The 25,472-nt window shown below is 73.1% G+C and carries 27 protein-coding genes and 1 pseudogene; 10 read left to right on the top strand and 18 right to left on the bottom strand.

Annotated features, from left to right (window positions below; translation table 11 throughout):
• Positions 1–42: 42 nt before the first annotated feature.
• The 5 genes from ABZU46_RS06050 (at position 43) to ABZU46_RS06030 (ending at position 4,564) form a co-directional block, all read left to right on the top strand.
• Complete coding sequence (locus tag ABZU46_RS06050) at positions 43–861, top strand: ATP-binding cassette domain-containing protein (RefSeq protein WP_354855346.1); 819 nt, start codon at positions 43–45, stop codon at positions 859–861.
• Positions 858–2,123 (top strand): ABC transporter permease, encoded by a 1,266-nt coding sequence (locus ABZU46_RS06045; protein WP_354855345.1) that lies wholly within the window; start codon positions 858–860, stop codon positions 2,121–2,123. The genes ABZU46_RS06050 and ABZU46_RS06045 overlap by 4 nt, the downstream gene beginning before the upstream one ends.
• Positions 2,124–2,145: 22 nt before the next feature.
• On the top strand, positions 2,146–3,327 hold the full coding sequence (locus ABZU46_RS06040; protein WP_354855344.1) for an ROK family protein: 1,182 nt from the start codon (positions 2,146–2,148) through the stop codon (positions 3,325–3,327).
• A gap of 19 nt (positions 3,328–3,346) precedes the next feature.
• Positions 3,347–3,655: a DUF1707 domain-containing protein gene (locus tag ABZU46_RS06035; RefSeq protein ID WP_354855343.1), complete on the top strand. Its 309-nt coding sequence runs from the start codon at positions 3,347–3,349 to the stop codon at positions 3,653–3,655.
• Between the two features lie 168 nt (positions 3,656–3,823).
• Positions 3,824–4,564 (top strand): DUF4142 domain-containing protein, encoded by a 741-nt coding sequence (locus tag ABZU46_RS06030; RefSeq protein WP_354855342.1) that lies wholly within the window; start codon positions 3,824–3,826, stop codon positions 4,562–4,564.
• A 22-nt stretch (positions 4,565–4,586) separates the two neighbouring features.
• On the opposite strand, the gene ABZU46_RS06025 is transcribed toward ABZU46_RS06030, so the two are convergent.
• Genes ABZU46_RS06025 through tsaB form a run of 4 tightly spaced genes read right to left on the bottom strand, consistent with a single transcriptional unit; the run spans position 4,587 to position 7,054 of the window.
• Positions 4,587–4,841: a hypothetical protein gene (locus ABZU46_RS06025; protein WP_039906914.1), complete on the bottom strand. Its 255-nt coding sequence runs from the start codon at positions 4,839–4,841 to the stop codon at positions 4,587–4,589.
• Between the two features lie 14 nt (positions 4,842–4,855).
• A complete protein-coding gene (tsaD, locus tag ABZU46_RS06020; RefSeq protein WP_007465128.1) occupies positions 4,856–5,902 on the bottom strand; it encodes a tRNA (adenosine(37)-N6)-threonylcarbamoyltransferase complex transferase subunit TsaD in 1,047 nt (348 codons plus the stop codon).
• A complete protein-coding gene (rimI, locus tag ABZU46_RS06015; protein ID WP_354855341.1) occupies positions 5,895–6,380 on the bottom strand; it encodes a ribosomal protein S18-alanine N-acetyltransferase in 486 nt (161 codons plus the stop codon). Before rimI ends, tsaD begins: the two co-directional genes overlap by 8 nt.
• Complete coding sequence (tsaB, locus tag ABZU46_RS06010) at positions 6,377–7,054, bottom strand: tRNA (adenosine(37)-N6)-threonylcarbamoyltransferase complex dimerization subunit type 1 TsaB (RefSeq protein ID WP_354855340.1); 678 nt, start codon at positions 7,052–7,054, stop codon at positions 6,377–6,379. Before tsaB ends, rimI begins: the two co-directional genes overlap by 4 nt.
• A gap of 532 nt (positions 7,055–7,586) precedes the next feature.
• On the opposite strand from tsaB, the gene ABZU46_RS06005 reads away from it, so the two are divergent.
• Positions 7,587–8,291: a helix-turn-helix transcriptional regulator gene (locus ABZU46_RS06005; RefSeq protein ID WP_354855339.1), complete on the top strand. Its 705-nt coding sequence runs from the start codon at positions 7,587–7,589 to the stop codon at positions 8,289–8,291.
• Positions 8,292–8,410: 119 nt separating this feature from the next.
• Here ABZU46_RS06005 and ung read toward each other — a convergent pair whose 3' ends face one another.
• From ung to ABZU46_RS05975, 6 genes are all read right to left on the bottom strand, one after another.
• Positions 8,411–9,112 carry a uracil-DNA glycosylase gene (ung, locus tag ABZU46_RS06000; protein ID WP_354855338.1) on the bottom strand — a complete coding sequence of 234 codons (702 nt, stop codon included), beginning with the start codon at positions 9,110–9,112 and terminating at the stop codon, positions 8,411–8,413.
• A 76-nt stretch (positions 9,113–9,188) separates the two neighbouring features.
• Complete coding sequence (gene tsaE, locus ABZU46_RS05995) at positions 9,189–9,671, bottom strand: tRNA (adenosine(37)-N6)-threonylcarbamoyltransferase complex ATPase subunit type 1 TsaE (RefSeq protein WP_354855337.1); 483 nt, start codon at positions 9,669–9,671, stop codon at positions 9,189–9,191.
• Positions 9,668–10,771 carry an alpha/beta hydrolase gene (locus ABZU46_RS05990; RefSeq protein WP_354855336.1) on the bottom strand — a complete coding sequence of 368 codons (1,104 nt, stop codon included), beginning with the start codon at positions 10,769–10,771 and terminating at the stop codon, positions 9,668–9,670. Before ABZU46_RS05990 ends, tsaE begins: the two co-directional genes overlap by 4 nt.
• A gap of 55 nt (positions 10,772–10,826) precedes the next feature.
• Positions 10,827–11,948: an alanine racemase gene (gene alr, locus ABZU46_RS05985; protein WP_354855335.1), complete on the bottom strand. Its 1,122-nt coding sequence runs from the start codon at positions 11,946–11,948 to the stop codon at positions 10,827–10,829.
• Positions 11,949–12,038: 90 nt separating this feature from the next.
• Positions 12,039–13,508, bottom strand: a complete 1,470-nt coding sequence (locus ABZU46_RS05980; RefSeq protein WP_354855334.1) for an NAD(P)H-hydrate dehydratase — start codon at positions 13,506–13,508, stop codon at positions 12,039–12,041.
• Positions 13,509–13,562: 54 nt separating this feature from the next.
• Positions 13,563–13,931, bottom strand: a complete 369-nt coding sequence (locus tag ABZU46_RS05975) for a holo-ACP synthase (protein WP_354855333.1) — start codon at positions 13,929–13,931, stop codon at positions 13,563–13,565.
• A 174-nt stretch (positions 13,932–14,105) separates the two neighbouring features.
• Here ABZU46_RS05975 and ABZU46_RS05970 point away from each other — a divergent pair, with 174 nt between their 5' ends.
• Positions 14,106–14,402 (top strand): hypothetical protein, encoded by a 297-nt coding sequence (locus tag ABZU46_RS05970; protein ID WP_354855332.1) that lies wholly within the window; start codon positions 14,106–14,108, stop codon positions 14,400–14,402.
• Positions 14,399–15,973, top strand: a complete 1,575-nt coding sequence (locus ABZU46_RS05965; protein WP_354855331.1) for an alpha/beta hydrolase — start codon at positions 14,399–14,401, stop codon at positions 15,971–15,973. Before ABZU46_RS05970 ends, ABZU46_RS05965 begins: the two co-directional genes overlap by 4 nt.
• A 7-nt stretch (positions 15,974–15,980) precedes the next feature.
• On the opposite strand, the gene glmS is transcribed toward ABZU46_RS05965, so the two are convergent.
• Positions 15,981–17,894, bottom strand: a complete 1,914-nt coding sequence (glmS, locus tag ABZU46_RS05960; RefSeq protein WP_354855330.1) for a glutamine--fructose-6-phosphate transaminase (isomerizing) — start codon at positions 17,892–17,894, stop codon at positions 15,981–15,983.
• Between the two features lie 367 nt (positions 17,895–18,261).
• Between glmS and ABZU46_RS05955 the strand changes: the two genes are divergently transcribed.
• Together ABZU46_RS05955 and ABZU46_RS05950 are read left to right on the top strand one after the other, a co-directional pair.
• Positions 18,262–19,062 (top strand): MmpS family transport accessory protein, encoded by an 801-nt coding sequence (locus ABZU46_RS05955; protein ID WP_354855329.1) that lies wholly within the window; start codon positions 18,262–18,264, stop codon positions 19,060–19,062.
• Positions 19,063–19,102: 40 nt separating this feature from the next.
• Positions 19,103–20,293 carry a pyridoxal phosphate-dependent aminotransferase gene (locus tag ABZU46_RS05950; protein ID WP_354855328.1) on the top strand — a complete coding sequence of 397 codons (1,191 nt, stop codon included), beginning with the start codon at positions 19,103–19,105 and terminating at the stop codon, positions 20,291–20,293.
• Between the two features lie 30 nt (positions 20,294–20,323).
• Here ABZU46_RS05950 and glmM read toward each other — a convergent pair whose 3' ends face one another.
• The 7 genes and pseudogenes from glmM to ABZU46_RS05915 form a co-directional block, all read right to left on the bottom strand.
• Positions 20,324–21,682 (bottom strand): phosphoglucosamine mutase, encoded by a 1,359-nt coding sequence (gene glmM / locus ABZU46_RS05945; RefSeq protein ID WP_354855327.1) that lies wholly within the window; start codon positions 21,680–21,682, stop codon positions 20,324–20,326.
• Between the two features lie 117 nt (positions 21,683–21,799).
• Positions 21,800–22,273 (bottom strand): 30S ribosomal protein S9, encoded by a 474-nt coding sequence (gene rpsI / locus ABZU46_RS05940; RefSeq protein ID WP_354855326.1) that lies wholly within the window; start codon positions 22,271–22,273, stop codon positions 21,800–21,802.
• Positions 22,274–22,293: 20 nt separating this feature from the next.
• A complete protein-coding gene (gene rplM, locus ABZU46_RS05935; protein WP_007465158.1) occupies positions 22,294–22,737 on the bottom strand; it encodes a 50S ribosomal protein L13 in 444 nt (147 codons plus the stop codon).
• A gap of 209 nt (positions 22,738–22,946) precedes the next feature.
• Positions 22,947–23,795 (bottom strand): annotated as a pseudogene (locus ABZU46_RS05930) (MFS transporter); the annotation flags it as partial.
• Between the two features lie 157 nt (positions 23,796–23,952).
• Positions 23,953–24,246, bottom strand: coding sequence for a hypothetical protein (locus tag ABZU46_RS05925; protein ID WP_354855325.1), 294 nt, complete (start codon positions 24,244–24,246; stop codon positions 23,953–23,955).
• Positions 24,236–24,493, bottom strand: coding sequence for a DUF6364 family protein (locus tag ABZU46_RS05920; RefSeq protein WP_354855324.1), 258 nt, complete (start codon positions 24,491–24,493; stop codon positions 24,236–24,238). The genes ABZU46_RS05925 and ABZU46_RS05920 overlap by 11 nt, the downstream gene beginning before the upstream one ends.
• 89 nt (positions 24,494–24,582) lie before the next feature.
• Complete coding sequence (locus ABZU46_RS05915; protein ID WP_354855323.1) at positions 24,583–25,278, bottom strand: class I SAM-dependent methyltransferase; 696 nt, start codon at positions 25,276–25,278, stop codon at positions 24,583–24,585.
• Positions 25,279–25,472: the final 194 nt, after the last annotated feature.

Genomic DNA, 25,472 nt, shown 5'->3' with positions numbered 1-25,472 from the left:
CCCGCCGGACGGGCCCCGACCCTCCCTTAAGAAGGAGACCCCGTGTCCGCGACCCCCCTGCTGGAACTTCGCGGGATCGACAAGAGCTTCGGTCCCGTCCAGGTGCTCCGCGACGTCGCCCTGACCGTCCACCCGGGCGAAGTGACCGCACTGGTCGGCGACAACGGCGCCGGCAAGTCGACCCTGGTGAAGTGCATCAGCGGCATCTACCCCACCGACGCCGGCGAGGTCCTGTTCAACGGCGAACAGGTGCACATCGGCAGTCCCCGCGACGCCGCCGCCCTCGGCATCGAGGTCGTCTACCAGGACCTCGCGCTCTGCGACAACCTGGACATCGTGCAGAACATGTTCCTCGGGCGGGAGAAGCACAGCGGCATCGTCCTGGACGAGCCGACCATGGAACAGCTCGCCGCCGAGACCCTGGCGGGGCTCTCCATCCGCACCGTCACGTCGCTTCGTCAGCACGTGTCCAGCCTCTCCGGCGGTCAGCGCCAGACCGTGGCCATCGCCAAGGCGGTGCTGTGGAACAGCAAGCTCGTCATCCTGGACGAGCCGACCGCGGCGCTCGGTGTGGCACAGACCGCCCAGGTCCTCGAACTGGTCCGTCGCCTCGCCGACAACGGCCTGGCCGTGGTGCTCATCTCGCACAACATGAACGACGTCTTCGCCGTCTCCGACCGGATCGCCGCGCTGTACCTCGGCCAGATGGTCGCCCAGGTGAAGACCACCGACATCACCCACGCCCAGGTGGTTGAGCTGATCACCGCCGGGCGCTCGGGAGGCCTCGGCCTCGCCACCGACCCGGGCAGCAACGGCGACGGCCCGGAGCCGGCCGACTCGATCTCAGGAGGCGTCCGATGACCACCACCGCCGCCGTGCGGAAGGACGGCCCCGCAGCCGTCACACCGCCGCCGACCGTCGGGAGCCACGTCCGCAACTACCTCAGCCGGGTACGCGGAGGCGACGTCGGCGCGTTACCGGCGGTGCTCGGCCTGGTCGTGCTCTGCACCGTCTTCGCGATCATGCGGCCGTCGTCGTTCCTGTCGGCGGGCAACTTCGCCAACCTCTTCACCCAGGGTGCGGCGGTCACGCTGATCGCGATGGGTCTGGTCTTCGTACTGCTGCTCGGCGAGATCGACCTCTCCGCCGGCTTCGCCAGCGGCGTCTGCGCGGCCGTGCTGGCCAATGTGGTCACCGTGCTCGGGTACCCCTGGTGGGTCGCCGTGCTGGCCGCGGTCGCCACCGGTGTGCTCATCGGCACCAGCCTCGGCCTGCTCGTCGCGAAGATCGGCATTCCGTCCTTCGTGGTCACCCTCGCCGGCTTCCTCGCCTTCCAGGGCATCGTGCTGCTGCTCGTGAAGGAGGGCACCAACATCTCGGTGCGCGACGAGGTGCTGGTCGCCATCGCCAACCGCAACCTCGCCCCCGCGCTGGGCTGGGCGCTGACCGCCCTCGCGGTCGTCGGCTACGCGGCGGTGCAGTTGCTGCGACACCGCAACCGCGTGGCCCGTGGCCTGATCACCGACCCGCTCGCGGTGGTGGCGCTCCGGATCGGCGTGCTCGCCGTCATCCTCGGCACGGCGGTGTACGTCCTCAACCTGGAGCGCAGCCGCAACGTGCTGATCGTCTCGCTCAAGGGTGTGCCGATCGTGGTGCCGGTCATCGCGGTGCTGCTGATCATCTGGACGTTCGTACTCCAACGGACCAGCTACGGCCGGCACATCTACGCCGTCGGCGGCAACCGGGAAGCGGCCCGCCGGGCCGGCATCGAGGTCGACCGGATCCGGATCTCGGTCTTCGTCATCTGCTCGTCCATGGCCGCCATCGGTGGCATCGTCGCCGCCAGCCGGGCCAACTCGGTCGACCCGAACACGGGGGGCAGTAACGTACTGCTCTACGCGGTCGGCGCGGCGGTGATCGGCGGCACCAGCCTCTTCGGCGGCAAGGGTCGCGTCCTCGACGCCGTCCTGGGAGGCGCGGTGGTCGCGGTCATCGAAAACGGAATGGGCCTGATGGGGTACAGCGCGGGAGTCAAGTACGTGGTCACCGGTGTCGTGCTGCTGCTCGCGGCCAGCGTCGACGCCCTCTCCCGCCGCCGCGCGGCAGCCACCGGCACCCGCTGACCGCGCGGGAGGTAGCACCAGCATGCGCCCGGCACCCAGCCAGGAGGAGGTCCGGCGGCAGAATCTCGGGGCCCTGCTGCGGCACGTGCACGTCCACGGGGCGACCACCCGCGCCGAACTCACCACCACCCTGGGGCTGAACCGGAGCACCATCGGCGCGCTCACCGCCGACCTGGCCGGCGTCGGACTGGTCAGCGAGGGAACACCGAAGGAGACCGGCCGGGCCGGACGGCCGTCACTGGTCGTCCGGCCCGAGTCGGCCCGGGTGTACGCGTACGCGTACTCCGTCGAGGTGGACCGGCTGCGCGCCGCCCGGGTCGGCCTGGGCGGCGCGGTGCTGGACCGCCGGGAGCTGGACCGACCGCGCGGGCTGCTGGCCGCCGAGGCCGCGCCGCTGCTCGCCGGTGCGGTCAAGGAGATGCAGCAGGCGGTGCCCGCCGACGCGATCTGCGTCGGCACCGGCGTCGCGGTCTGCGGGATGGTCCGCCGCGAGGACGGCCTGGTCCGGCTCGGCCCCACCACGGGCTGGGTGGACGAGCCGATCGGCGCCGCGCTCGGCGCCGAACTGGGCCTCGACGTGCCGGTCACGGTCGGCAACGTGGCCGACGTGGCGGCGTTCGCCGAGCACGCCCGGGGGGTCGCGGCCGGCTGCGACAACGTCATCTACCTGTACGGCGACGTCGGCGTCGGCGCCGGCATCATCGCCGGCGGGCGTCGACTCACCGGACACGGCGGGTACGGCGGCGAGGTCGGCCACATGAAGGTGGTCCGTGACGGCATGCCCTGCGAGTGCGGCGCCCGGGGTTGCTGGGAGACCGAGATCGGCGAGCACGGCCTGCTCCGCGCGGCCGGACGATCCGACGCCCGGGGCCGCGACGCGCTGCTGGCCGTCTTCGACGCCGCCGACCGGGGAGACGCCCGCGCCCAGACGGCGGTCCGCAAGGCCGGTGACTGGCTGGGCTTCGGGGTGGCCAACCTGGTGAACGTCTTCAACCCCGAGATGGTCATCTTCGGCGGCACCATGCGGGACCTCTACCTCGCCGCGGCGGCCCAGATCCGCAGTCGACTCAACTCCAACGCCCTCGGCGCCTGCCTGGAACACGTCCGGTTGCGCACCCCCAAACTGGGCGAGGACGCGCCCCTGATCGGCGCCGCCGAACTGGCCTTCGAACGGCTCCTCGCCGACCCCCTCGACGTGGGCTGACCCGCGTACCCTGTCCGGCGTGGATGTCGAGCTGCGCGCCTCCGACGACGACCGCCACCGGGTGGTCGCCGAGCTGCACCGGCACACCACCGAGGGCCGGCTCACGCTGGACGAGTTCTCCGAGCGGGCCGGCGCGGTCTGGGCCTCTCGTACCCTCGGTGACCTGGCCGCGCTGACCCGCGACCTGCCGGCTCTGCCCGACCCCGCCGCCGCGACGGCCGGCGGCGGTGACCCGATCGGGCACGGCCGCCGGGAGCTGCTGGTGCTCTTCGCCGTCGCCGCGCTCACGCTGCTGCTGCTCGGCGGCTTCCTCGCCGTCACCCGCTGATCCGCGTCGCGCCGAGGGCTTCGGCTCGTCCGCCGCACGCATTTCCACCGGGCGCGCGGATGAACTGATCGGGCGATCAGTCCGTACCAGTGGGCGGACGGGCGGCCGGCAGGGTGCGGCTGCCCGGTCCAGACGCGTTTCGGTCCGGACCGAGGAGGCACCACAGACATGGCACCGCTCAGATCCGCCCGTCGTCGGCCGGGCAACCGGATGCACCGCGCGGCGATGTTGCTCATCGCGATCGTCGCGGGGGTCGGTGTCCTGCCCGGAGTGGCCATCGCCGCCCCCTCCGGCGGGCAGCAGCTCAACGCCGCCGACATGACACTGCTCAACGGTGTGCGGTTGGCCGGGCTGTGGGAGATGCCCGCCGGTCAGATGGCCGCCGAAAAGGGACAGTCGGCGAAGGTACGGGAGATCGGCGCGGCCATCGCCGGCGAGCACCAGAAGCTCGACCAGCTCGTCGTGGACGCCGCCAACAAGCTCGGCGCGTCCATCCCCACCGAGCCGACCGCCGAGCAGAAGGGTTGGCTGTCGGAGATGCAGAACGCCTCCGGCGCCCGGTTCGACCAGATCTTCGTGACCCGGCTCCGCGTGGCCCACGGCAAGATCTTCCCGGTGATCGGCGCGGTGCGTGCCAGCACCCGCGACGCGACAGTTCGTAAGCTCTGCGAGGACGCCAACGCCTTCGTGCAGCACCACATGCAGATGCTGGAGTCCACCGGACTGGTCCGGTGGCCCGAACTGCCGCCGGCCGCGCTGCCCGCCCCCGGCAAGGACGGCCTGCTCGCCGCCGCCGGAGCGAACGCCGGCCCACAGGTCGGAGTCAGCAGCACAGTCGTCTGGCTGGTCTTCCTCGCCGCGCTCGGCACCGGCGGGATCGCCACCTACCGGATGCTGCGCCGCAGCTGACCACCCGTGGAGGTGGCCCCCGTCAGCGGTCCACCTGGGTGAAATCCCAGGAGTGCGGGGCGCGGGCCACCAGCAGGGCGGGTGGATCGGGCAGCGGACGCGGGCTGCTGCGCCACTTGGAGATGACCACGACACGGTGGTCGGTGGAGGAGAAGACCTCGCTCGACACGTGCAGAGGGTCGTGCTCCAACTCGGGCAGGGCGGTGTCGCACACCCAGGTGATCAGGTCGGCGACGCCGTACGCCTCGGCGCGCGCCTCCCACATCCGCACGATCATCTCCGGTGCCCCCGTCACACGCTGACCGTTGTCAACGGCAGCGCCGAGTCGGCCGGCAGGTCCAGCCGGCTCGGCGCGACCCCGGCGGCGACCAGGTGCGATCCGAGCGCGGCCACCATCGCCCCGTTGTCGGTGCACAGCTTCGGCCGGGGCACCCGCACCCGGATGCCGTACTTCTCGGCCCGCTGCTCGGCCAGCGCCCGCAGCCGGGAGTTCGCCGCCACTCCGCCGCCGATCACCAGCGTCTCGATCCCCTGCGCCCGGCAGGCGGCGAGCGCCTTGCTGGTCAGGACGTCGCAGACCGCCTCCTGAAAGGACGCGGCGACGTCGGCCACCGGCACCGGCTCGCCGGCGCGCTGCCGCGCCTCGACCCAGCGGGCCACCGCCGTCTTCAGCCCGGAGAACGAGAAGTCGTACCGGTGGGCGGCGAGATCCTTGGCGGCGGTGAGGCCACGCGGGAACGCGATCGAGGCGGCGTCACCGGCGCGGGCCTCCCGGTCGATGGGCGGGCCGCCCGGGAACGGCAACCCCAGCAGTCGGGCGACCTTGTCGAACGCCTCACCGGCCGCGTCGTCGATGGTGGCGCCGAGCGGGGTGACGCCCCGGGCCAGGTCATCGACCAGCAGCAGGGACGAGTGCCCGCCGGAGACCAGCAGCGCGATCGCGGGTTCCGGGAGCGGGCCGTGCTCAAGCGTGTCCACCGCGACGTGCGCGGCGAGGTGGTTGACGCCGTACACCGGCTTCTCGGCCGCCAGCGCGTACCCCTTGGCGGCGGCGACGCCGACGAGCAGCGCGCCGGCCAGCCCGGGCCCGGAGGTGACCGCGATGGCGTCGATGTCGGCCAGGGTGACACCGGCCTCGGTCAGCGCCCGCTGCATGGTCGGCACGATGGCTTCCAGGTGGGCCCGGCTGGCCACCTCGGGCACCACGCCGCCGAAGCGGGCGTGCTCCTCGACGCTGGACGCGAGCGCGTCGGCCAGCAGGGTGTGCCCGCGTACGATGCCGACGCCGGTCTCGTCGCACGAGGTCTCGATGCCCAGGATCAGCGGTTCGTCAGCCATGGTCGTGTGGTCCGTCCCCGGTCGGCTCGGCGTCGCGCCGCATGACCAGCGCGTCGGTGTTGCTCGGTTGGTAGTAGCCGCGACGCACCCCGATCGGCTCGAACCCGTACATCGCGTAGAGCCGCTGGGCGGCCACGTTGTCCACGGCGACCTCCAGCAGGGTGCTGCGGGCGTCACGTCGGGCCGCCTCGGCGAGCAGCTCCTCCAGCAGGACACGCCCGACACCGCGCCGCTGGACGTCCCGGCGGACCGCGATGACCTGCACCCACACCTCGTCCGGTGGGGCTCCGGCGAGCCCGGCATAGCCGAGCAGGGTGCCGTCGGTGTCGGTGGCGACCCGATAGTGGTGCCTGTTGGCCAGCTCGTTCCAGAACATCGCCGGCGACCAGTGTTCCGCGCCGAAGAGGTCCACCTCGATGGGCATCGCCTCGTCGATGTGCCACCAGCGGAACGGGTCCAGCCGTACCGTCGTGCTCACGGCAGGACCGATTTGCGGCCGGTGGCCGCCACGGCGTCCGGACGGCGCAGGTAGAGCGGGGTGAGCCGCTCGCCGGGTGCGCCGGCCCGGATCCGCTCGGCGGCGAGCTGCGCCAGCACGGTGGCCTCCGGGTAGCGCGGCTCGACCCGGACCGGCAGGTCCAGGGCTTCGGCGTGCCGGTGTGCCCCGTCGCCGACCGCGACCGTCGCCCCCAGTTCCCGGGCGCGCGCGGCGGCCACCGCCGGGGCGGACACTTCGGGCCCGACGATCCGCTGACCGGCGCCGTCGTAGACGGCCCAGTACAGCTCCTTGCGGCGGGCGTCGCTGGCGGCCAGCACCGGCTCGCCGGCCGCCGCCGGGTAGCCGATGCCGTCCAGGGAGCAGACGCCGTACGTCGGGACGCCGAGCACCTGCCCCATCGTGGCGGCGGTGACCAGGCCGACCCGCAGCCCGGTGAACGGCCCCGGGCCGAGGCCGGCGACGATGGCGCCCAGGTCACGCGGGCGCGCTCCGACGTCGGCGAGGACCGCGTCGACCTGGGGCGCGAGCAGTTCACCGTGCGCGCGGGCGTCGACCGTGCACCGGTGCGCCCGGGACGTCACGCCGTCCGCCGAGATCTCCACCAACGCTGCGGTCACCGCGGGGGTAGAGCTGTCCACCACGAGTACGAGCACGGTTAGCCAGCCTAGCGGCCCCACCACCGCCGCCCGGCCACGCCCCGCCCCCTGCCTGCGCCCAGGGTCAGCCACTCACTCCTGGACGCCCTGGCACCCTGGGTGCCGGCCCCTCAAGCCCGGCCCCTCAAGCCCGGCCACTCAAGCCCGGCCGCCTGTCATCCTCGGCCGCCTGGGCCGCTCTAAGCGGGTCGTCCTGGCCGTTCCGACTGTCGTCATGGCCACTCCGGCCGTTCAGGCCGTCGAGCAGGGCTGTCGCTATCGCCCGCATCGGCCGCCTTGGCCGTCTTGGCCGCTCTCACCGTTCTGGCCGTTCTCAGTCGACCTGTGCGGACGCCACCGCTCGGCCGGAGGCCACTTGCGGTGAGAAACGGTATACCTGTGAGTCATATTTATGACCCACAGGAATACCGCTCATCAGGGAATGGCCCACCCGACGGCGCCGGGTCGCCGGGAACTCGGACCCAGGCCACGCAGTCGTGAATCCGGCTCAGCGGTTTCTCCTCGGCCGTGCCCGGTCCACCATGTCGGCATGCCGCCGACGCGCCTCGCCACCCTGCTCGGCAGGGCTGTCCGCCAGCAACGGCACCTGCGCGACCTGACCCAGTCCGAGTTGGCAGAGGCGGCGGGGGTCACCCAGGCGGCTGTTGCCCGGATCGAGAGCGGCAGCCGCGCCGCGAGCCTTGCGGTGCTGGAGCGCTTGTTCGCCGCGATGGACGTGCAGATGGTGGTCGAGGTCGAGCCGCTGGACGCGCACCTCGACGCCCGCATCGACGAACTGGCCGCCCGGCCGATCGCCCAACGCATCGACGAGCTGGGCCTGGATGAGACGCTGGACCGACTCACCGACTTTCCGCAGGTGCTCACCGGCGGCACGGCGGCCCTGTTGCAGGGCGCGCCGGTGCCGGTGGACGCCGTGGAGATCGCCCTGCGCTGGCAGGACTCGAAACGGTTCACCGGCTGGCTGAAGGCGAACTACGGCCAGCGGTGGAACGCCCGGTGGGGCGAGTTCGGCGGGGTGTGGCTGGAGCCAGAGGAGCCGGGCGAGCACCGTTGGTCGACCCGGTACGGCGAGATCAGGGCGACCATGTGCGACGAGCTGCCCGAGACGATCGAGGTGCGCCACGGCGGGCGCGACTATCGGGTGGTGCCGCTGGTCGAGCTGGAGCTGACCGAGCCGCGGGCCGCCGAATTACTGCGCCGCTACCGGGCGCGGCAACTCGCTGCCGAGGGCTGACCCGCGCCGCGCGGCGAAGGGCCACGCGGTCTCGCCAGGCGGCACAGCCCGCACCACAACAACAGGCTGGCGACGCGGCCCACGCCACTGAGCTGGCGACGCGGCCCGCGCCGTAGGGATCAGCCCGCGGTGCGCTCCCAGTCGATGGTGGGCCGGCCAGCGTCGGCGAGCGCCTTGTTGGCCGCGCTGAACGGGCGACTGCCGAGGAAGCCGCGCGGGTTCATCGGGCTGGGGTGGCCAGCCTCCAGCACCACGTGCTGCGGGTTGGTAACCAGGGCCGCCTTCTTGCGCGCGTAGCCGCCCCAGAGCAGGAAGACCACCCGGTCGGGTGCGGCGTTCAGCGCCCGGATCGTGGCGTCGGTGAACTCCTCCCAGCCCGAGTTGGCGTGCGAACCCGGGGTGGCCTGGCGCACCGTCAGCACCGCGTTGAGCAGCAGCACGCCCTGCGCGGCCCAGCCGTCGAGGTTGCCGCTGCGCGGCTTGGCCACGCCCACGTCCTCGCCCAACTCCTTGAAGACGTTGCGCAGCGACGGCGGCACCGCCACCCCCTCGCGGACGCTGAAGCTCAACCCGTGGGCCTGCCCGGCGCGGTGATAGGGATCCTGCCCGAGGATCAGCACCCGGGTGCTCTGCGGCGGGCAGAGCCGGTAGGCCGAGAAGAGATCCTCCAACGGCGGGAAGACGGTCTGCGTCGCGTACTCCCGGGCGACGAACTCGGCCAGCGCGGCGGTGCGGGCCGGATCGAGGTGCGGGGTGAGCACGGCACGCCACTGCTCCGGCAGCAGTGCCAGCAGATCCAGGGCGGGGGCGTCGTCGGGCATCAGGAACCTCTTCCAGCGCGGGTCGGTCCCCCGCACTCTAGGCACCGGGTCCGACAACGCCGCGCCGACACGGGCCCTAACTCAGCTCGGCGAGCCGTCGGGCCCAGTCGCCACCGACCGGCTCCAGCTCGACGATCCGGGTGTCGTCGTCGCGGCGGTCGATACGGACCCGCAGGTGCGCGTCGACCAACTGCTCCACCAGGCCCTCGCCCCACTCCACCACGGTCACCGACTCGTCCACCGAGGCGTCCAGATCCAGGTCGTCGATCTCGGCACGCGGGTCGCTGGCGGCGCCCAGCCGGTACGCGTCGGCGTGCACCAGGGCCACCCGGCCACCCCGGGCCGGGTCGGGCCGGTGCACGCGGGCGATCACGAACGTCGGCGAGGTGACGTCGCCGAGAACGTGGAGCCCCACGCCGACGCCCTGGGTGAGCGCGGTCTTGCCGGCCCCCAGCGGACCGGTCAACAGCACCAGGTCACCGGCCCGCAGCAGCCTGGCCAGCCGGCGACCGAACTCCCGAGTGTCCTCGACGGTCGGCAGTTTGACGACGAAACTCACCGGTCCTCCATGCTCTCCAGTGACTCGAGGAACCGCGCCAGCGCGGCGTTGACCTCGTCGGCGTGCTCCAGCATCACCACGTGGCCACTATCTTTGATCTTGATGAACTCGGCGTGTGGCAACCGCCGGACGATCTCCTCCGAGTGTGTCACCGGAGTGATCATGTCCTTGTCGCCGACGACCACCAGCACCGGCGCGTTCGCCAACGCGGCCAGCGCCGGGAAGCGCGAGTGCGTGGCAAGCGTCCGCAGGTAGCGGGTCACCGTGTCGGCGGAGGTCCGGGAGTTCATCGTCTCCACGTACGAAACGAGCGCCGGGCTGGGCTTGCGGGTGCCGAAGCCGTACTTGCGGGTGAGCAGCCAGGCCACGTTGGACGTGGACTTGCGGGCCTTGTCGATCACCGGGCCGCCGTACCGGGTGGCGTTGCTGACCATGTAGAGCACCGGCCCGCCGACCCGACCGAGCAGCGCCGGCGCGACCAGCTTGGTCTCCGCGATCAACCCGCCCGAGGTGGCCATCAGCACGGTGCCCACCACCCGGTCACCGAACAGCTCCGGAAACAGCTCGGCGAACGCCATGATGGTCATGCCGCCCATCGAGTGGCCGACCAGCACCAGCGGCCCCTCCGGGGCGGTCCGGTCGATCACCTGGCGCAGAGTCCGGCCGAGCACCGCCAGGTCGTACTCCCCGGTCTCCAACCGGCCGGACCGGCCGTGACCGGGCTGGTCGTACGCGACGACACGGTAGTCGCCGCGCGCGGCGAGCATCCGGCGCTGGAAGTGGAAGGTGCCCATGTCCAGGCAGAAGCCGTGCACCAGCACCACCGTCGGGTGCCCCGGCACCGGGCGGGTCGGCTCGACCACCTCGACGTGGATGTCGGTGCCGTCCGGCAGCTCCAGCCGGAACGCGTCGTCGTACCGCTGCTCGCCGAACCTCTCGTGCGCGTAGCGGTCGGCCGGGTCGGCCTTGAGCCGGCGGACCAGGGTGCGTTCGGTCGCGACGCCGGCGGCCAGGCCGGCCGCCGCCACTCCGCCCGCGGCGCCGACCAGGCCGGCGACCCGGCCGGCGGCGGTCCGCGGCCGCGGGATGCGGTACGTCACGGCGTCACCTTTGTTCGCGACTGCGGGGCTCGCAACCCCGGCTCACTCCTCGCGCTCACGGCGAGCGCTCGCCGTCGTAGACGCGCGGCACCCGCGTGCTGCCGAACCGGGTGACGATCTCGTAGTTGATCGTGCCGACCGCCTCGGCCCAGTCGTCGGCCGTCGGCTCGCCGTCGGCACCGCTGCCGAACAGGGTCGCCACGTCGCCGTCGGCCACCGGGTCGTCACCACAGTCGATCACGAACTGGTCCATGCAGACGCGCCCGGAGATCGTCCGCCGCGCACCGGCGAGCTGCACCGGCCCGGTGTTGGACGCGTGCCGGGGCACACCGTCGGCGTACCCGAGGGGCACCACGGCGAGATTCGCGTCGGCCTCGGTCGTGTAGGTGTGCCCGTACGAGACGCCGGTGCCGGCGGGCACCCGCTTGGTGAGCATCACCCGGGCCCGCGCGGTCATCGCCGGCCGCAGCCCGTACGTCTCGCCGGCCACCGGGGACAGACCGTAGACGGCCAGCCCGGGGCGAACCAGGTCGAAGTGGGTGTCCGGGCGGGTCAGGGTGGCCGCCGAGTTGGCCAGGTGCCGCCAGCGGGGGCGCAGCCCGGCCTGCTCGACCATGGCCAGCCCCTCGTGGAAGACGGCGAGCTGCCGGTCCGTGGTCGGATGGCCGGGCATGTCCGCGTACACGAAATGGCTCCACACGCCGACCACCTCGACCAGGCCGTCGGCCTGGGCCTTCGCGGCGGCGTCGAGCAGCGCCGGCCAGTCGGCGACGGTGGCGCCGCCCCGGGACAGCCCCGTGTCGATCTTCAGGTGCAGTCGGGCCGGGCGTCCGGCACGCCGGCTCGCCTCGATCATCTCGTCCAGTTGCGGCAGGCTGGCGGCGGCGAGGTCCACCCCGGCGCCGACCCCCTCGTGCAGCGGCAGCCCCGGCGCGAGCAACCACGCCAGCACCGGCGCGGTGATCCCGGCCCGACGCAGCGTGAGCGCCTCGTCGAGGGTGCACACGCCGAGCCAGTCGGCCCCCGCGTCCAGCGCCGCGCGGGCGGACGGGATCATCCCGTGGCCGTACCCGTCGCCCTTGACCACCGCCATCAGCTCGGCGGTGGTGCCGGAGCGGAGCCGGCTCACGTTCTCGCGGATCGCATCAAGATCGACGCGTACCTCGGCCTGCCACATACGCCCAGCCTACTTTCCGCCCTGATCCGGGTGGGCGGCGACGCACGGCCCGGCCCGCCGAGCCGGCCAACCGGCCCCGAACAGCGACGATCAGCCCAGCCGGGCGACGACCGGGCGCAGGGCGGTCGCCACGTCGGGCGCGGTCACCGGGCCGCCGCGGGCCGCCTCCCGACCGGCGAGCCCGTGCAGGTACGCGGCCGAGGCCGCCGCCCGGTCCGCCGGCACCCCGGCCGCCAGGAGCGAGCCGAGCAGCCCGGCCAGCACGTCGCCGGTGCCGCCGGTGGCCAGCGCCGGGGTGCCGGTCGGGTTGACGTACGCCCGGCCGTCCGGCGTGCCGATCACCGTGCGGTCCCCCTTGAGCAGCACCACCGCGTTCATCCAGGCGGCCAGCCGCAGCGCGGCCCCGACCCGGTCGGCGCCGGGCTCCTCCCCGCACAGCCGGGTGAACTCCCGGTCGTGCGGGGTGACCACGATCGGCGCGTCCCGGCCGCGCAGCCGGTCGGCGAGCGAGCCGTCCACAAGCAGGGTCAACGCGTCCGCGTCGAGCACCACCGGCACCGGGGCGGCCAGGACGGCCCGCAGCTCGGCCGCCGCGTCGTCGCCGGTGCCCAGCCCCGAGCCGCACACCCAGGCCTGCACCCGGCCGGCGTCGGCGACCCGCCCGGTGGCGATCACCGAGGGGTGCTGGTGCAGCACCTCGGCCCGAGCGCCGCCGGCGTAGCGGACCAGCCCCGTCGGCCCGGCGAGCGCCCCGCCGACGGAGAGCACAGCCGCGCCCGGATACGTCGCCGAGCCGGTCGCCACCCCGACCACGCCCCGCGTGTACTTCTCCGACGCCGCGCCCAACTGCGGCCACCACTGCACGAGGTCGGACCATTCGGTGACCCGCAGCGCGGGAGTGCCCCGCAGCCAGGGCCGCAGCCCGATGTCGACCAGCTCCACGTGCCCGGCCAGGACCGCTGCCGGTCCGACCACCAGGGCGGGCTTCAACGCGCCGAAGGCCACCGTCACGTCGGCGCGGACCGCGGCGGGCCGGCCGGACGCGACCAGCGGCACGTGCCCGGTGTCCACCGCCACCCCGCTCGGCACGTCCACGGCCAGCACGGTGGCCCGAGCGCCGTCGCGCCCGCGCAGGTCGTCGAGGCGCTGGACCACCTCGTCCGCGCTCGCCCGCAGCCCGCCCGCGCCACCGATCCCGACGATGCCGTCGAGGACCAGGTCGACGGAACCGGCCGGGCGGTCGACCAGCCGGCCACCGGCGGCGCGCAGCGCGGCCAGCCCCGCGGCGTGCGCCCGCCCCGGGGCGAGCAGCAGGGCGGACACCTCGACGCCCCGGCGGGCCAACCGTTCCCCGGCGTAGAGGGCGTCACCGCCGTTGTCGCCGGAGCCGACGAGCAGCAGCACCCGGCCGCCGTACACCCCGCCCCGCTCGGCGAGCAGCAGGGCGGCCCGGCGGGCCAACCCGGAGGCGGCCCGCTGCATCAGCGTGCCCTCCGGCAGTGTGCCCCTCAGCCCCGCCTCGGCTGCCCGTACGTCGGCCGCCCGCCACACCGCTCTCATGTCACCGTGCCCCATTCCGCTCGCGAGTGGGCCGCCCTGGCCACCCGGCCGACGTCACCGTTCCGCGACCACCATCGCCGACGCGATCCCGCCGTCGTGCGACAGCGAGAGGTGCCAGTGGTTGATCCCCCGCTCGACGGCCGCCGCCGCGACGGTGCCCGAGACGGTCAGCCAGGGCCGGCCAGCCCTATCGGGCACGATCTCGCAGTCGTGCCAGCTCAGCCCGGCCGGGGCGCCGAGCGCCTTGGCGACGGCCTCCTTCGCGGCGAACCGGGCGGCGAGCGACTCGGGCGAGCGTGGGGTGCCGGAGCGGGTGGCCCGCTCGGCCGCGGTGAAGAGCCGGTCGGCAAGCAGCGGCGTCCGCGCCAGGGACCGGGTGAACCGGTCGACCAGGACGACGTCGATGCCGACAGCGACGATCACCAGACCACCCTACCGGCGGCCGAGGCGGCAGATTAGCCGTCGGGCCCGCCGTGGGCAACGCCTGTGGACACACCGGGGTACGGCCGCAGCCGGCTGTCCACAGGGCACTCCGGCACGGCCCGACCCTGCCTAGCGTCAGCGCGTGGATGCCGATCGTGCACGGGGGTGGGGGTCATGACCGAGGAGCCGTTCGCCGTCCGGCCGCAGGAGCTGCGCGCCGTGGCCGGTGCGCTCGACGACGAGGCGTACCGGCTGGCGTGGGGTCTGGCCGGAGTGCCCGGCCTGCTGGTGCCGGCGCCGGGTTGGCGGGCCGCCACGGCTCTGGCGGGGCTGGAGTCGGCCGCGCACGCGTGGTTCTGCCGACTGGGAGCGGACGTGGCGGCGACCGCTGGTGGGGTCCGGGCCGCAGCCGAGGCGTACGAGACGGTGGACGACCGGGCTGCCGGCCGGTTCGCCGTCCTGCCCCGGTGAGCGGGGTCGGCTACCGGCAGCTCTGGGCCGCCGATCCGGGCGGCTGGCGGGCGGCCGGGGCGGCCTGGGCCGGGCTGACCGGTCCGGTCGAGCGGCACGCCGGCGAGCTGGCCGGTTCCGCCGGGCGGTTGCGGGGCGGCTGGTCCGGCGCGGCCGCGGTGGCGGCGGACGCTCGGCTGGGCGGCCTGCGGGGCGAGGTGACCTCGGTGGCGCCCGCGCTGATCGAGGCCGATCAGGTGCTGTCCGAGCTGGCCGGGTGCCTCGTGGTGGCAAAGGCGCGGCTCGCCGAGGCGGTCGCCCGGGCCGACGCGGCCGGCCTGGTGGTGGACCGGTCCGGTGGCGTGCACGTCGATCCGACTCGTCCCCGACCGACCGAGCCGGCCGGGGTGGCGGCGGCGCTGCGGGGCGCGCTGGAGTTGGCCGACGCGGCGGACCGGCAGGCCGCCGACCGGTTGGACGAGCTGGCCCGGGCCGCCGGCACCGGTTGGGCGTCCCCACCGCCGCCCGGCCGACCGGCCTCCGGGGCGACGCCGGCGCTGGTGCGCGCCTGGTGGTCCGGGTTGACCCCGGCGCAGCGTCGGTGGCTGGTCGGGCACGAGCCGGCCCTCGTCGGCAGCCTGGACGGGGTGCCGGTGGCCGCCCGCGACCAGGCCAACCGCCTGCGGCTCGGTGCGCGGCGCGCGGAGTTGCTGGCCGAGCGTCGGCGGTTGCTGGCCCGGGTGCCGCCGGGGCCGCTCGCGTCGCTGCGGCTGCGCGCGGTGGCGGCGCGGCTGGCCGGCCTGGACACGCTCACCGAGCGCCTGGCGACCGGGGAACCACGGGCGTACCTGCTGGGGCTGGATCCGGCCGGTGAGGGTCGGGTGGTGATGGCGCTCGGCGACCCGGACCACGCCGACCGGGTGCTGACGTACGTGCCGGGAATGACCGCCGGGCTGGACGACGCCCCCGGCGAGCTGGGTCGAGCGGCCCGGGTGCTGGAGCGCTGCGCGACGCTCGCGCCGGGTGAGCGCGGCGCGGCGGTGCTGTGGCTGGACTACGACGCACCGGACTTCCTGACCGAGGCGGCGTCGGCCGGCCAGGCCCGGGACGCCGGCGGGGCGCTGCACCGCTTCCAGGAGGGGCTGCGCGCCACCCACGAGGGGCCGCCGGCGCGGCAGACCGTGCTCGGGCACAGCTACGGGTCGCTGGTGGTGGGCATCGCCGCCCGGGAGCACGGGCTGGCGGCCGACGCGTTGATGTTCGTCGGCTCACCGGGGGTCGGTGCGGCGCACGCCGCCGAGCTTGGCGTACCGGCCGCAGAGGTGTGGGCCAGCAGCGCTCCGGACGACGTGATCCGCCTGGCCCGGCCGGTGGACGAGCTGGGCCGCCGGGTCCTGCTGGGCGCCGCTCCGCTCGCCGCCGTGCTGGGGTGGCCGGATCGGACCGGCCACGAGCTGTGGTTCGGTCACGACCCGGCCGACCCCGGGTTCGGCGGCCGGGTGTTCCCCAGCGGTCGCGGCGGGCACACCGGCTACTGGGAGCCGGACAACCCGGCGCTGGACGGGATGGCCCGCGTGGTGCTGGGCCGCTGACGACGCGCTACTCGACGGTGACCGACTTGGCCAGGTTGCGGGGCTGGTCCACGTCGTGCCCCCGGGCGGCGGCGATCTCGGCGGCGAGCACCTGCAACGGCACCGTGGTGACCAGTGGGGCCAGCAGGGTCGGCGTACGCGGCACGTAGATCAGGTGGTCGGCGTACCGGACGACGGCCTCGTCGCCCTCCTCCGCGATCACGATGGTCCGCGCGCCACGAGCCCGGACCTCCTGGATGTTGGAGACGACCTTGTCGTGCAGCATCCCCCGGCCCACCGGCGACGGCACCACGCAGATCACCGGGGTGCCCTTGTCGATCAGTGCGATCGGGCCGTGCTTCAGCTCACCGGCGGCGAAGCCCTCGGCGTGCATGTACGCCAGCTCCTTCAGCTTCAGCGCGCCCTCCAGGGCCACCGGGTAGCCGACGTGCCGGCCGATGAACAGCACTGTCGGCTCGGACTTCAGCTCCCGGGCCAGCTCACGGACGGGCTCGATCCGGTCGAGCAGCTCGCGCAGCTTGCCCGGGATGTCCTGCAACTGCGCGACCACCGCGCCGACCTCGTCGGCGAACTTGATCCCGCGGACCTGGGCCAGGTGCAGACCGATCAGGTAGCAGGCGACGACCTGGGTGAGGAACGCCTTGGTGGAGGCGACGGCGATCTCCGGCCCGCCGTGGGTGTAGAGCACGGCGTCGGACTCGCGGGGGATGGTCGAGCCGTTGGTGTTGCAGATCGCCAGCACCCGGGCCTTCTGCTCCTTGGCGTGGCGCAGCGCCATCAGCGTGTCCATCGTCTCGCCGGACTGCGAGATCACCACGATCAGCGTGGACCGGTCGAGCACCGGGTCGCGGTAGCGGAACTCGCTGGCCAGCTCCACCTCGCAGGGGATCCGCGTCCAGTGCTCGATGGCGTACTTGGCGACCATGCCGGCGTGGTACGCGGTGCCGCAGGCCACGATGAAGATCTTGTCGACGTCGCGCAGATCCTGGTCGCTGAGGCGGACCTCGTCGAGGGCGATCTCACCGGTCTCGGTGAGCCGGCCGAGCAGCGTGTCGGCGATGGCCTGCGGCTGCTCCTCGATCTCCTTGAGCATGAACCAGTCGTAGCCACCCTTTTCGGCGGCCGAGGAGTCCCAGTCGATGTGGAAGTCCTTGCCGCTGGCGGGCTGACCGTCGAAGTCGGTGATCTCGATGCTGTCGCCGGTGATCAGGACGATCTGGTCCTGACCCAGCTCCACCGCCTCCCGGGTGTGCTCGATGAACGCGGCCACGTCGCTGGCCAGGTAGTTCTCCCCTTCGCCGCGGCCGACGACCAACGGCGAGTTGCGCCGGGCGCCGACGACCGCGCCGGGCACCCCGGCGTCGACCGCGAGCAGGGTGAACGCGCCCTCCAGCCGCTGGCACACGACGCGCATGCCGGCGGCGAGCAGCTGCGGACTGTCCGGCTGGCCGGCGGCGCGCAGGTCGGCCAGCGCGGCGGAGAGCAGGTGCGCGGCGCACTCCGTGTCGGTGTCGCTGGTGAACTGGACGCCGTCGGCCTCCAGTTCGGCGCGGAGCTTGGCGAAGTTCTCGATGATGCCGTTGTGGATCACCGCGACGCGCCCGTCGGGGGCCAGGTGTGGGTGGGCGTTGCGGTCGGTCGGCCCGCCGTGGGTGGCCCACCGGGTGTGCCCGATGCCGGTGGTGCCGTCACCGATGCCGATCGGGCTGGCCGCGCAGGAGGTCGGGTCGTCGGCGGCGCGCTCGGAGAGCACCTTCTCCAGGTTGGCGAGCTTGCCGGCCTTCTTCTCGGTCAGCAGCTGGTCGTCGCAGACGATCGCCACGCCCGCCGAGTCGTAGCCCCGGTATTCCAGCCGCCGCAGCCCGTCGAGCACGATGCCCAGTGCCGGGCGCCCGCCCGCGTATCCCACGATTCCACACATGGCCCGCAGCCTAACCCAGTTTCGCTCAGCATGGGTGCTCGAAAGTCGGCTAAACAAGCACCGAATTTGAGCGATCGGTGGTGGGCGGGCCGCAATGGGACGAGTGTCACCGGACCGGTCGCGGTGCCACCGCAGCAACGGGGTTGCGGACGGCCAGCGGGTACGACAGTCTTCCGGCGGGCTCGGCGCGCGCTCCCCTGGCCCGTTGGCCCCATACCCACTCCCGCCCGGAGCAGCCATGTCCGACGCGCCCCCACCCGAGGTGCCCCCGACGTCACCCCCGGAACCAACCCCGACGCCGCCGGATCCGACGGCGGGACAGCCGGCGACGCCGCCGTCCGACTGGGCCGCGCCGGGCTCTTTCCCGATGCCCGACCCACTGGCCCCGGGCCAGCCCTGGGCACCCCCACCGCCGTGGACACCCGCGTCGCCCTCCGCGCCGTGGACACCCGATCCCACCGGAACCTCGTGGACGCCCACCGCGGCGGCTCCCTGGCCACCACCCCCGTCGCCGGCACCCATCCCGGCCGCCTATCCGCCGCCGGGTTACCCACCGCCGGGTTACCCACCACCCGGCTATCCACCGCCCTACCTCTATCCCGGCTATCCGCCGGCCGGTCGCCCCTCCGGCGGCAACGGTCGCGTGGTCGGGATCGTCGTCGCGGTCGTCGCGGCGCTCACCCTCGCCGTCTGCGGCTGCTTCTGCGTGGCCGGGCCCCTGGTCGGGCAGTTCGTCGGGGAGCCGGTGGCCGAGGACCCGTACGACACCGGCCCCTTCGACGACGACGGCTGGCCGCCGAGCGTCGCGCCGGAGCCCACCGCGCCCACCGATCCGGAGACCACCACCGCCGGGCCCACCAAGAAGCCGATCACGCAACCGACGTCGGGGCCCGCGCCGGTGACCGTGGTCTACCAGGTGTCCGGCGTGGGTGAGGCGGACATCGCCTACTACGACGCCGAGAGTGATCTCATCCACGTCGACAGCGCGAAGCTGCCGTGGCGCACGACCATCCGGACCAACGGCCAGAGCCGGGTCATGGTGGAGGCGACCTGGCCCGACGGCGTGGCCGAGAAGCCCCTCGACTGCACGATCACGATCACCGGCGCCGGAAAGCCGGTGATCGACAAAAGCCAGGGGTACTGGATGACCCGCTGCGAGCCCGAGTGAGGCTGGGGTTGCGCCGCCGGGTGCCCGTAGGCTGGCGCAGGTGACGACGAGCACCGATGTCGACCCGCTGGTGGCCCGGATGCGGCCGTTCGGCACGACGATCTTCGCCGAGATGTCCGCCCTCGCCGTACGGACCGGGGCGGTCAACCTGGGCCAGGGCTTCCCGGACACGGACGGCCCGCCGGAGATGCTGGCCGCCGCCGCCGAGGCGCTGCGCGGCGGGCACAACCAGTACCCGCCCGGTCCGGGGATACCCGCCCTGCGCGCGGCCGTCGCGGCCCACCAGCGGCGGTTCCACGACCTGTCGTACGACCCGGACGGCGAGATCGTGATCACGGCGGGCGCGACCGAGGCGGTGGCGGCCAGCATCCTCGCGCTGTGCGAGCCGGGTGACGAGGTGGTCTGCTTCGAGCCGTACTACGACTCGTACGCCGCCTCGATCGCGCTGGCCGGCGCGGTCCGGCGGCCGGTCACGCTGCGTCCCGCCGCGGACGGCCGGTACGCCTTCGACCCGGCGGCGCTGCGGGCGGCGTTCGGGCCGCGTACCCGACTGGTGCTGCTCAACTCACCGCACAATCCGACCGGCAAGGTGTTCACGCCGACCGAGCTGGCGCTGGTGGCCGAGCTGTGTCAGGAGTACGGCGCGTACGCGGTCACCGACGAGGTCTACGAGCACCTGGTGTTCACGGACGCGTCCGGTCCGCACGTGCCGCTGGCCGCGCTGCCCGGGATGCGGGAGCGGACGCTGCGCATCTCGTCGGCCGGCAAGACGTTCTCCTGCACCGGTTGGAAGGTCGGCTGGGTGAGCGGCCCGGCGGCGCTGGTCTCGGCCGTGCTGCGGGTGAAGCAGTTCCTCACCTATGTCAACGCCGCTCCGCTGCAACCTGCGGTCGCCGTGGCGCTGGCCCTGCCCGACGACTACTACACAGGCTTCCGCGACGGGCTCCAGCAGCGCCGCGACCAGCTCGTGGGCGGCCTCACCGACGCCGGTTTCGAGGTGCTGACGTCGGAGGCGACGTATTTCGTCACCGCCGACATCACCCCGCTCGGCGGCTCGGACGGGGTGGAGTTCTGCCGGTCGCTGCCGGAGCGCTGCGGCGTGGTGGCCGTGCCGACCCAGGTCTTCTACGACGACGCCGAGGCCGGCCGACGACTGGTCCGGTTCGCGTTCTGCAAGCGTCCGGAGGTGCTGACCGAGGCGGTCACCCGGTTGCGCGCCCTGACCCGCTGACGCGCCGGGCCAAAGCCCCGGTCCACTCGACTACGACCCGGCGGGGCTGGCGGTGCGTACCAGGTCGGCGATGCGCTCGGCGACCTCGCGGGCGGTCGCCTCGGTGGCGGCCTCGACCATCACCCGGACGAGCGGTTCGGTGCCCGACGGGCGCAGCAGCACCCGGCCGGTCTCGCCCAGCTCCGCCTCGGCCCGCTCGACCTCGGCACGGACGGCCGGCGCGGCGGCGCCGACGGTGCGGTCGCCGACCGGGACGTTGATCAGCACCTGCGGCAGCTTGGTGACGACGGAGGCCAGCTCGGCCAGGGATCTGCCGGTCGCGGCCATCCGGGCCATCAGGTGCAGGCCGGTGAGGACCCCGTCGCCGGTGGTGGCGTGCGCGGGCATGACGATGTGGCCGCTCTGCTCGCCACCGAGCGCCAGCTCGGAGGCGCGCAACTCCTCCAGCACGTACCGGTCGCCGACCTTGGTCTCGATCAGCCGGATGCCCTGCGCGGACATCGCCAGCCGCAGGCCGAGGTTGCTCATCACGGTGGCCACCAGGGTGTCCTGGGTGAGCGTGCCGGCGTCGCGCATGGCCAGCGCGAGGATCGCCATCACCTGGTCGCCGTCGACCTCGTCGCCGTCGGCGGTGACCGCCAGGCAGCGGTCGGCGTCACCGTCGTGGGCGATGCCCAGGTGGGCGCCGTGCTCGACGACGGCCTCGCGCAGCGCCTCGATGTGGTTGGAGCCGCACTCGTCGTTGATGTTCAGCCCGTCGGGCTCGGCGTGGATCGCGATGACCTCGGCCCCGGCCTCCCGGTACGCGACGGGCGCGACCTCGGCGGCGGCGCCGTTGGCGCAGTCGACGACGACCTTGATCCCGTCGAGCCGGTGCGGCACGGTGCCGACGAGGTGCTGGATGTAGTGGTCCGCACCGTCGAGCAGGTCGTGCACCCGGCCGACGCCGGCGCCGACCGGCCGGTCCCAGGCGGTGGTGGCGTTCGTCTCGACGGCCGCCTCGATCCGCATCTCGATCTCGTCGGGCAGTTTGTGCCCGCCGGCGGCGAAGAGCTTGATGCCGTTGTCCGGCATGGGGTTGTGCGACGCGGAGAGCATCACTCCGAGGTCGGCCTTCGCCTCGGCGGTGAGGAACGCCACGGCCGGGGTGGGCAGCACGCCGACGCGTACCACGTTGGCGCCGGCGCTGGTCAGCCCGGCCACGACGGCGGCCTCCAGCATCTCGCCGCTGGCCCGGGTGTCCCGGCCGACCACGGCGAGCGGCGGGTGGCTGCGGTCCGTCTCGGCGAGTGTGTGCGCGGCGGCCACGGCGAGCGCGAGCGCCAATTCGGGGGTGAGATCCGCGTTCGCCCGCCCGCGTACGCCGTCCGTGCCGAACAACCGACCCATACCCGCCAACCTCCGATGAGCACTACCGAGAAGGAGAAAGCGGAACGGCCGGCCCACCTCCCCGGTCGAGGGGAGGCGGACCGGCCGTCCGTCAGAAGTACAACGCGCTGGGAAAGATCAGCGCTTCGAGTACTGGGGAGCCTTACGGGCCTTCTTGAGGCCGTACTTCTTGCTCTCCTTGACCCGGGCGTCCCGGGTCAGGAAGCCGGCCTTCTTGAGGGCCGGGCGGTCGTCCGGCTCGCTGATGATCAGCGCGCGGGCGATGCCCAGCCGGAGCGCACCGGCCTGGCCGGTGGTGCCGCCGCCACGCAGGTTGGCGATGACGTCGAACTGGTCGAGCTTCTCGGCGGTGACCAGCGGGTCCTTGATGAGCTGCTGGTGCACCTTGCTCGGGAAGTACGCCTCGAGGTCCTGCCCGTTGCAGGTGATCTTGCCGGTGCCCGGGACGATGCGGACCCGGACGATGGCCTCCTTGCGGCGGCCCACGGTCTGGATCGGCCGGTCACCACGAGGCGCGCGGGTGACGGGCGCCGGCGCCTCGGTAGCCTCGGGGGCTTCCGGGGCGACCTCGGTCTCGATGATGTCGGTCATGCTGCTTCCTTCGCCCGCGCTCACTGCGCGATCTGCTTGATCTCGAACGGCACCGGCTGCTGCGCGAGGTGCGGGTGCTCGGCACCGGCGTAGACCTTCAGCTTCTTGATCAGCTGACGGCCGAGCTTGTTGTGCGGGAGCATCCCCTTCACGGCCAGCTCGATGGCCCGCTCGGGGCGCTTGGTCAGCAGCTCGTCGTAGCCGACCTGCTTCAGACCACCCGGGTAACCCGAGTGGCGGTAAGCGACCTTGGTCTGGCGCTTGTTGCCGGTCAGCGCAACCTTGCCCGCGTTCACGATGACGACGAAGTCGCCCGTGTCGACGTGCGGCGCGAAAGTCGGCTTGTGCTTACCACGCAGCAACGTGGCGGCGTGGGTGGCCAGGCGGCCCAGCACGACATCAGAGGCGTCGATGACGTGCCACTGACGCTCGATCTCACCCGGCTTCGGGCTGTACGTACGCACAGGTCTACCTTGTCTCGTCGTCGGTCTGGGGTCGCGCGCCGAGGTGACCAGATCTAGCAGGCCGGACCAGCGCGCACGAACGACCAAGCGTACCTGATAGGGCACGCCTCTGGATGTCGTACAACAGCAGGCAACGATACCCGGCGCCCCATCGGCAGGTCAAAACGGGGGTGGGATGCCGCGCGGCGACGCGCCGGTCATGACCCGGATCACACCCCGGCGAGCCGATGGGACCCCGGACGCCGGTAGACGAACCAGGTCACCGCGCAGCACAGCGCGTACCAGCCGATGAACGCCAGGTAGGCGGAATCGGCGTTGCCGGAGCCGAGGAACGACTGGCGGAAGGCGATGTTGACCAGCACCCCGCCGGAGGCGCCGATCGCGCCGGCGATGCCGATCAACGCGCCGGTCATCCGCCGCGCCCACCGCGCGGCGGCCTCCGGGTCACGTGTGCCGGTGGCCACGGCGTCCGCCGCCCGGGCCTGGAAGATCGCCGGGATCATCTTGTACGTGGAGCCGTTGCCGACACCGGAGAAGAGGGCGAGGAAGCCGGCCAGGTAGAGCCCGAACGAGCGCTCGCGGGCCGCGTACAGCACCGTGCCGGCGCCGATCGCCATCGCCACGAAGTTCCAGAAGGTCACCCGCGCTCCGCCGAGCCGGTCGGCGAGGTGGCCGCCCAGCGGCCGGATCAGCGAGCCCACCAGCGGCCCGAGGAAGGTCAGCCAGGCGGCGTCGACGGCTGTGGGAAACCGCTCGGCGAACTGGAGCTGGAGCACCTGGCCGAACGCGAAGCCGAACCCGATGAACGAGCCGAAGGTGCCGATGTAGAGCAGCGACATGATCCAGGTGTGCGGGTCCCGGGCAGCCTCGCGCAGCGACCCGGGCTCGTTGCGCGCGCCGGGCACGGTGTCCAGCCAGCGGGCCGCCGCCAGCGCGGCCAGCACGATCAGCGGCAGGTAGACCGCGGGCACCAACCGGGGGTACGCGGCGCCGGCGGTGGCGAGCACCGCCAGCCCGACCAGCTGCACCGCGGGCACGCCGAGGTTGCCGCCACCGGACTGCGGTGCTGGTGAGCGTGCTCACGGCGGCTCCTCCTCGTCGATGCGACGAGGAGGAACGCTAGGAAAGGCGGGATTACCTGGCAGTGCCCGTCACGGGTCGACCCGGAAACGCCTACCGCACCACGGGCCGGCGGCGATGGTGAGGTCCGATGGCTCAGAGCTGCTGGAGGATGCGCAGGGCGCGGCCGACCCGGAGCATGGTCTCGGTGTCGGCGACGTCCACGCAGTCGGTGAACCATTTCTTCATCGGTGCGGAGATCCGGTCGGGCATCACCACGTACCGGCCCATCGGCACGGCAAGGGGTGAGTCGCGCAGCAGTGATTCCTCGACCACCTCGACCACGATCACGATGGGCACGTCTGTGGAGTTGTAGACGTCCGAGCTGATCACGAGCCCGAGGCGTTCCCGGGCGCCCTCGATGCGCCAGACCTCACCCCTACGCAGCACGCGGCCGTCCGCCGGAGTAGAGATCGTTGACCATGCCGACCTCGCGGGCGTCGGCGAGGGCGGCGGACTCCAGGTCGAGGCCGGCACGACCCACGGCGGCGGCGTGCGCGGTGAACACCTCGCGCAGCGCCTTCTCGCGGGCGGCCTGGTCCATCCACGCCGAGAGGGACAGCCCTTCGCGCTTGGCGAAGCGTCGGGCCTCCTCGATCGTCTCGTCCGTGAACGACAATGTCACCTTGGCAGTCATGCCGCTGAGACTACCCAGCGGTATGACCACCAGTCATCCCCACGCCCATCGACTCGCCCCGGGGCGGCGAAACGTACATTCCGCCGGGATTACCCGGCCCGGCCGCCGAACACCGCGAAGCGCCACTCCTTGAAGAAACAGTCGACGTCGACCAGGCCCGCCTCGGCGAGCCACCGGCACTGGTCGGCCACGGTCGCCGGGCGGTCGTGGCTCATCCGTTCCCGGGCGGCGGCGATCTCCTCGGGGGACGAGCCCAGCTCGGTGATCCTGGCTGTCCAGACTTCGTCGTAGCGCCGGTCCAGCGCCGGGGTGGGGCCAGCGACCTGCTCGGCGTTGACGAACACCCCGCCGGGTGTCAGCGCCTCGGCGGCCCGCCGGTAGAGCGCGCGCTTGCCGGCGTCGTCCAGGTGGTGGATCGCCAGGGCGCTGACCACCGCGTCGTACCGGCCCGGCGGCAACTCGTCCGCCAGGTCGGCCCGGACCGTTCGGTGTGGCACGGACCGCGCGTTCAACTGGTCGGCGGCGCGGGCGAGCATCGCCGGTGCGGCGTCCACCAGGGTCAGCCGGACCCCGGGCACCGCCGCGGCGAGCAGCAGCGAGAGCAGGCCGGTGCCCGCGCCCAGATCCAACACCTCGGGGGTACGGCCGGCGGCCAGCGCGGCGCGCAGCGGCGGCGCAGCCACCTCGACGGCGGTGCCGTAGAACGCGTCGAAGCAGGGCACGAGCCGTCGGCGGGCCTCGTCATAGGTACCGGCCACCGCGTCGAAGACGTCCACCACGCTCATCGCAGTCTCCCATAAATTGAGACAGGTTTCCCACATTATAAGCACTGATCGCAAGGTGGTCATAGACAGCGCGGCCGGCAAGGACCCGAGACCCGGCGGACCCGTTCGTGCCGGGGCCGCTCTTGCCCCGCCCCAGATCTTGGACAGTTTCCGTTACGAGCTAACGGAAACTGTCCAAGATCTCCACGGGCGAG

Origin of the sequence: Micromonospora sp. NPDC005197 (assembly GCF_040608295.1) — a bacterium.
Lineage (GTDB): Bacteria > Actinomycetota > Actinomycetes > Mycobacteriales > Micromonosporaceae > Micromonospora.
Note: the sequence above shows the minus strand (reverse complement) of the source record. Positions and strands in the feature narration are given on the sequence as shown.

What these genes read in the sequence shown, in the direction of transcription:
- ABZU46_RS05980 (WP_354855334.1), bottom strand. Translation starts at nt 13,508, where the DNA reads ATGAGAGCGGTGTGGCGGGCGGCCGACGTACGGGCAGCCGAGGCGGGG.
- glmM (WP_354855327.1), bottom strand. Translation starts at nt 21,682, where the DNA reads ATGGGTCGGTTGTTCGGCACGGACGGCGTACGCGGGCGGGCGAACGCG.
- ABZU46_RS05920 (WP_354855324.1), bottom strand. Translation starts at nt 24,493, where the DNA reads ATGACTGCCAAGGTGACATTGTCGTTCACGGACGAGACGATCGAGGAG.
- ABZU46_RS06005 (WP_354855339.1), top strand. Translation starts at nt 7,587, where the DNA reads ATGCCGCCGACGCGCCTCGCCACCCTGCTCGGCAGGGCTGTCCGCCAG.
- ABZU46_RS05915 (WP_354855323.1), bottom strand. Translation starts at nt 25,278, where the DNA reads ATGAGCGTGGTGGACGTCTTCGACGCGGTGGCCGGTACCTATGACGAG.
- ABZU46_RS06030 (WP_354855342.1), top strand. Translation starts at nt 3,824, where the DNA reads ATGGCACCGCTCAGATCCGCCCGTCGTCGGCCGGGCAACCGGATGCAC.
- ABZU46_RS06040 (WP_354855344.1), top strand. Translation starts at nt 2,146, where the DNA reads ATGCGCCCGGCACCCAGCCAGGAGGAGGTCCGGCGGCAGAATCTCGGG.
- rpsI (WP_354855326.1), bottom strand. Translation starts at nt 22,273, where the DNA reads ATGACCGACATCATCGAGACCGAGGTCGCCCCGGAAGCCCCCGAGGCT.
- ABZU46_RS05955 (WP_354855329.1), top strand. Translation starts at nt 18,262, where the DNA reads ATGCCCGACCCACTGGCCCCGGGCCAGCCCTGGGCACCCCCACCGCCG.
- alr (WP_354855335.1), bottom strand. Translation starts at nt 11,948, where the DNA reads ATGTGGCAGGCCGAGGTACGCGTCGATCTTGATGCGATCCGCGAGAAC.
- tsaD (WP_007465128.1), bottom strand. Translation starts at nt 5,902, where the DNA reads ATGGCTGACGAACCGCTGATCCTGGGCATCGAGACCTCGTGCGACGAG.
- ABZU46_RS06045 (WP_354855345.1), top strand. Translation starts at nt 858, where the DNA reads ATGACCACCACCGCCGCCGTGCGGAAGGACGGCCCCGCAGCCGTCACA.
- ung (WP_354855338.1), bottom strand. Translation starts at nt 9,112, where the DNA reads ATGCCCGACGACGCCCCCGCCCTGGATCTGCTGGCACTGCTGCCGGAG.
- glmS (WP_354855330.1), bottom strand. Translation starts at nt 17,894, where the DNA reads ATGTGTGGAATCGTGGGATACGCGGGCGGGCGCCCGGCACTGGGCATC.
- ABZU46_RS05970 (WP_354855332.1), top strand. Translation starts at nt 14,106, where the DNA reads ATGACCGAGGAGCCGTTCGCCGTCCGGCCGCAGGAGCTGCGCGCCGTG.
- ABZU46_RS06025 (WP_039906914.1), bottom strand. Translation starts at nt 4,841, where the DNA reads ATGATCGTGCGGATGTGGGAGGCGCGCGCCGAGGCGTACGGCGTCGCC.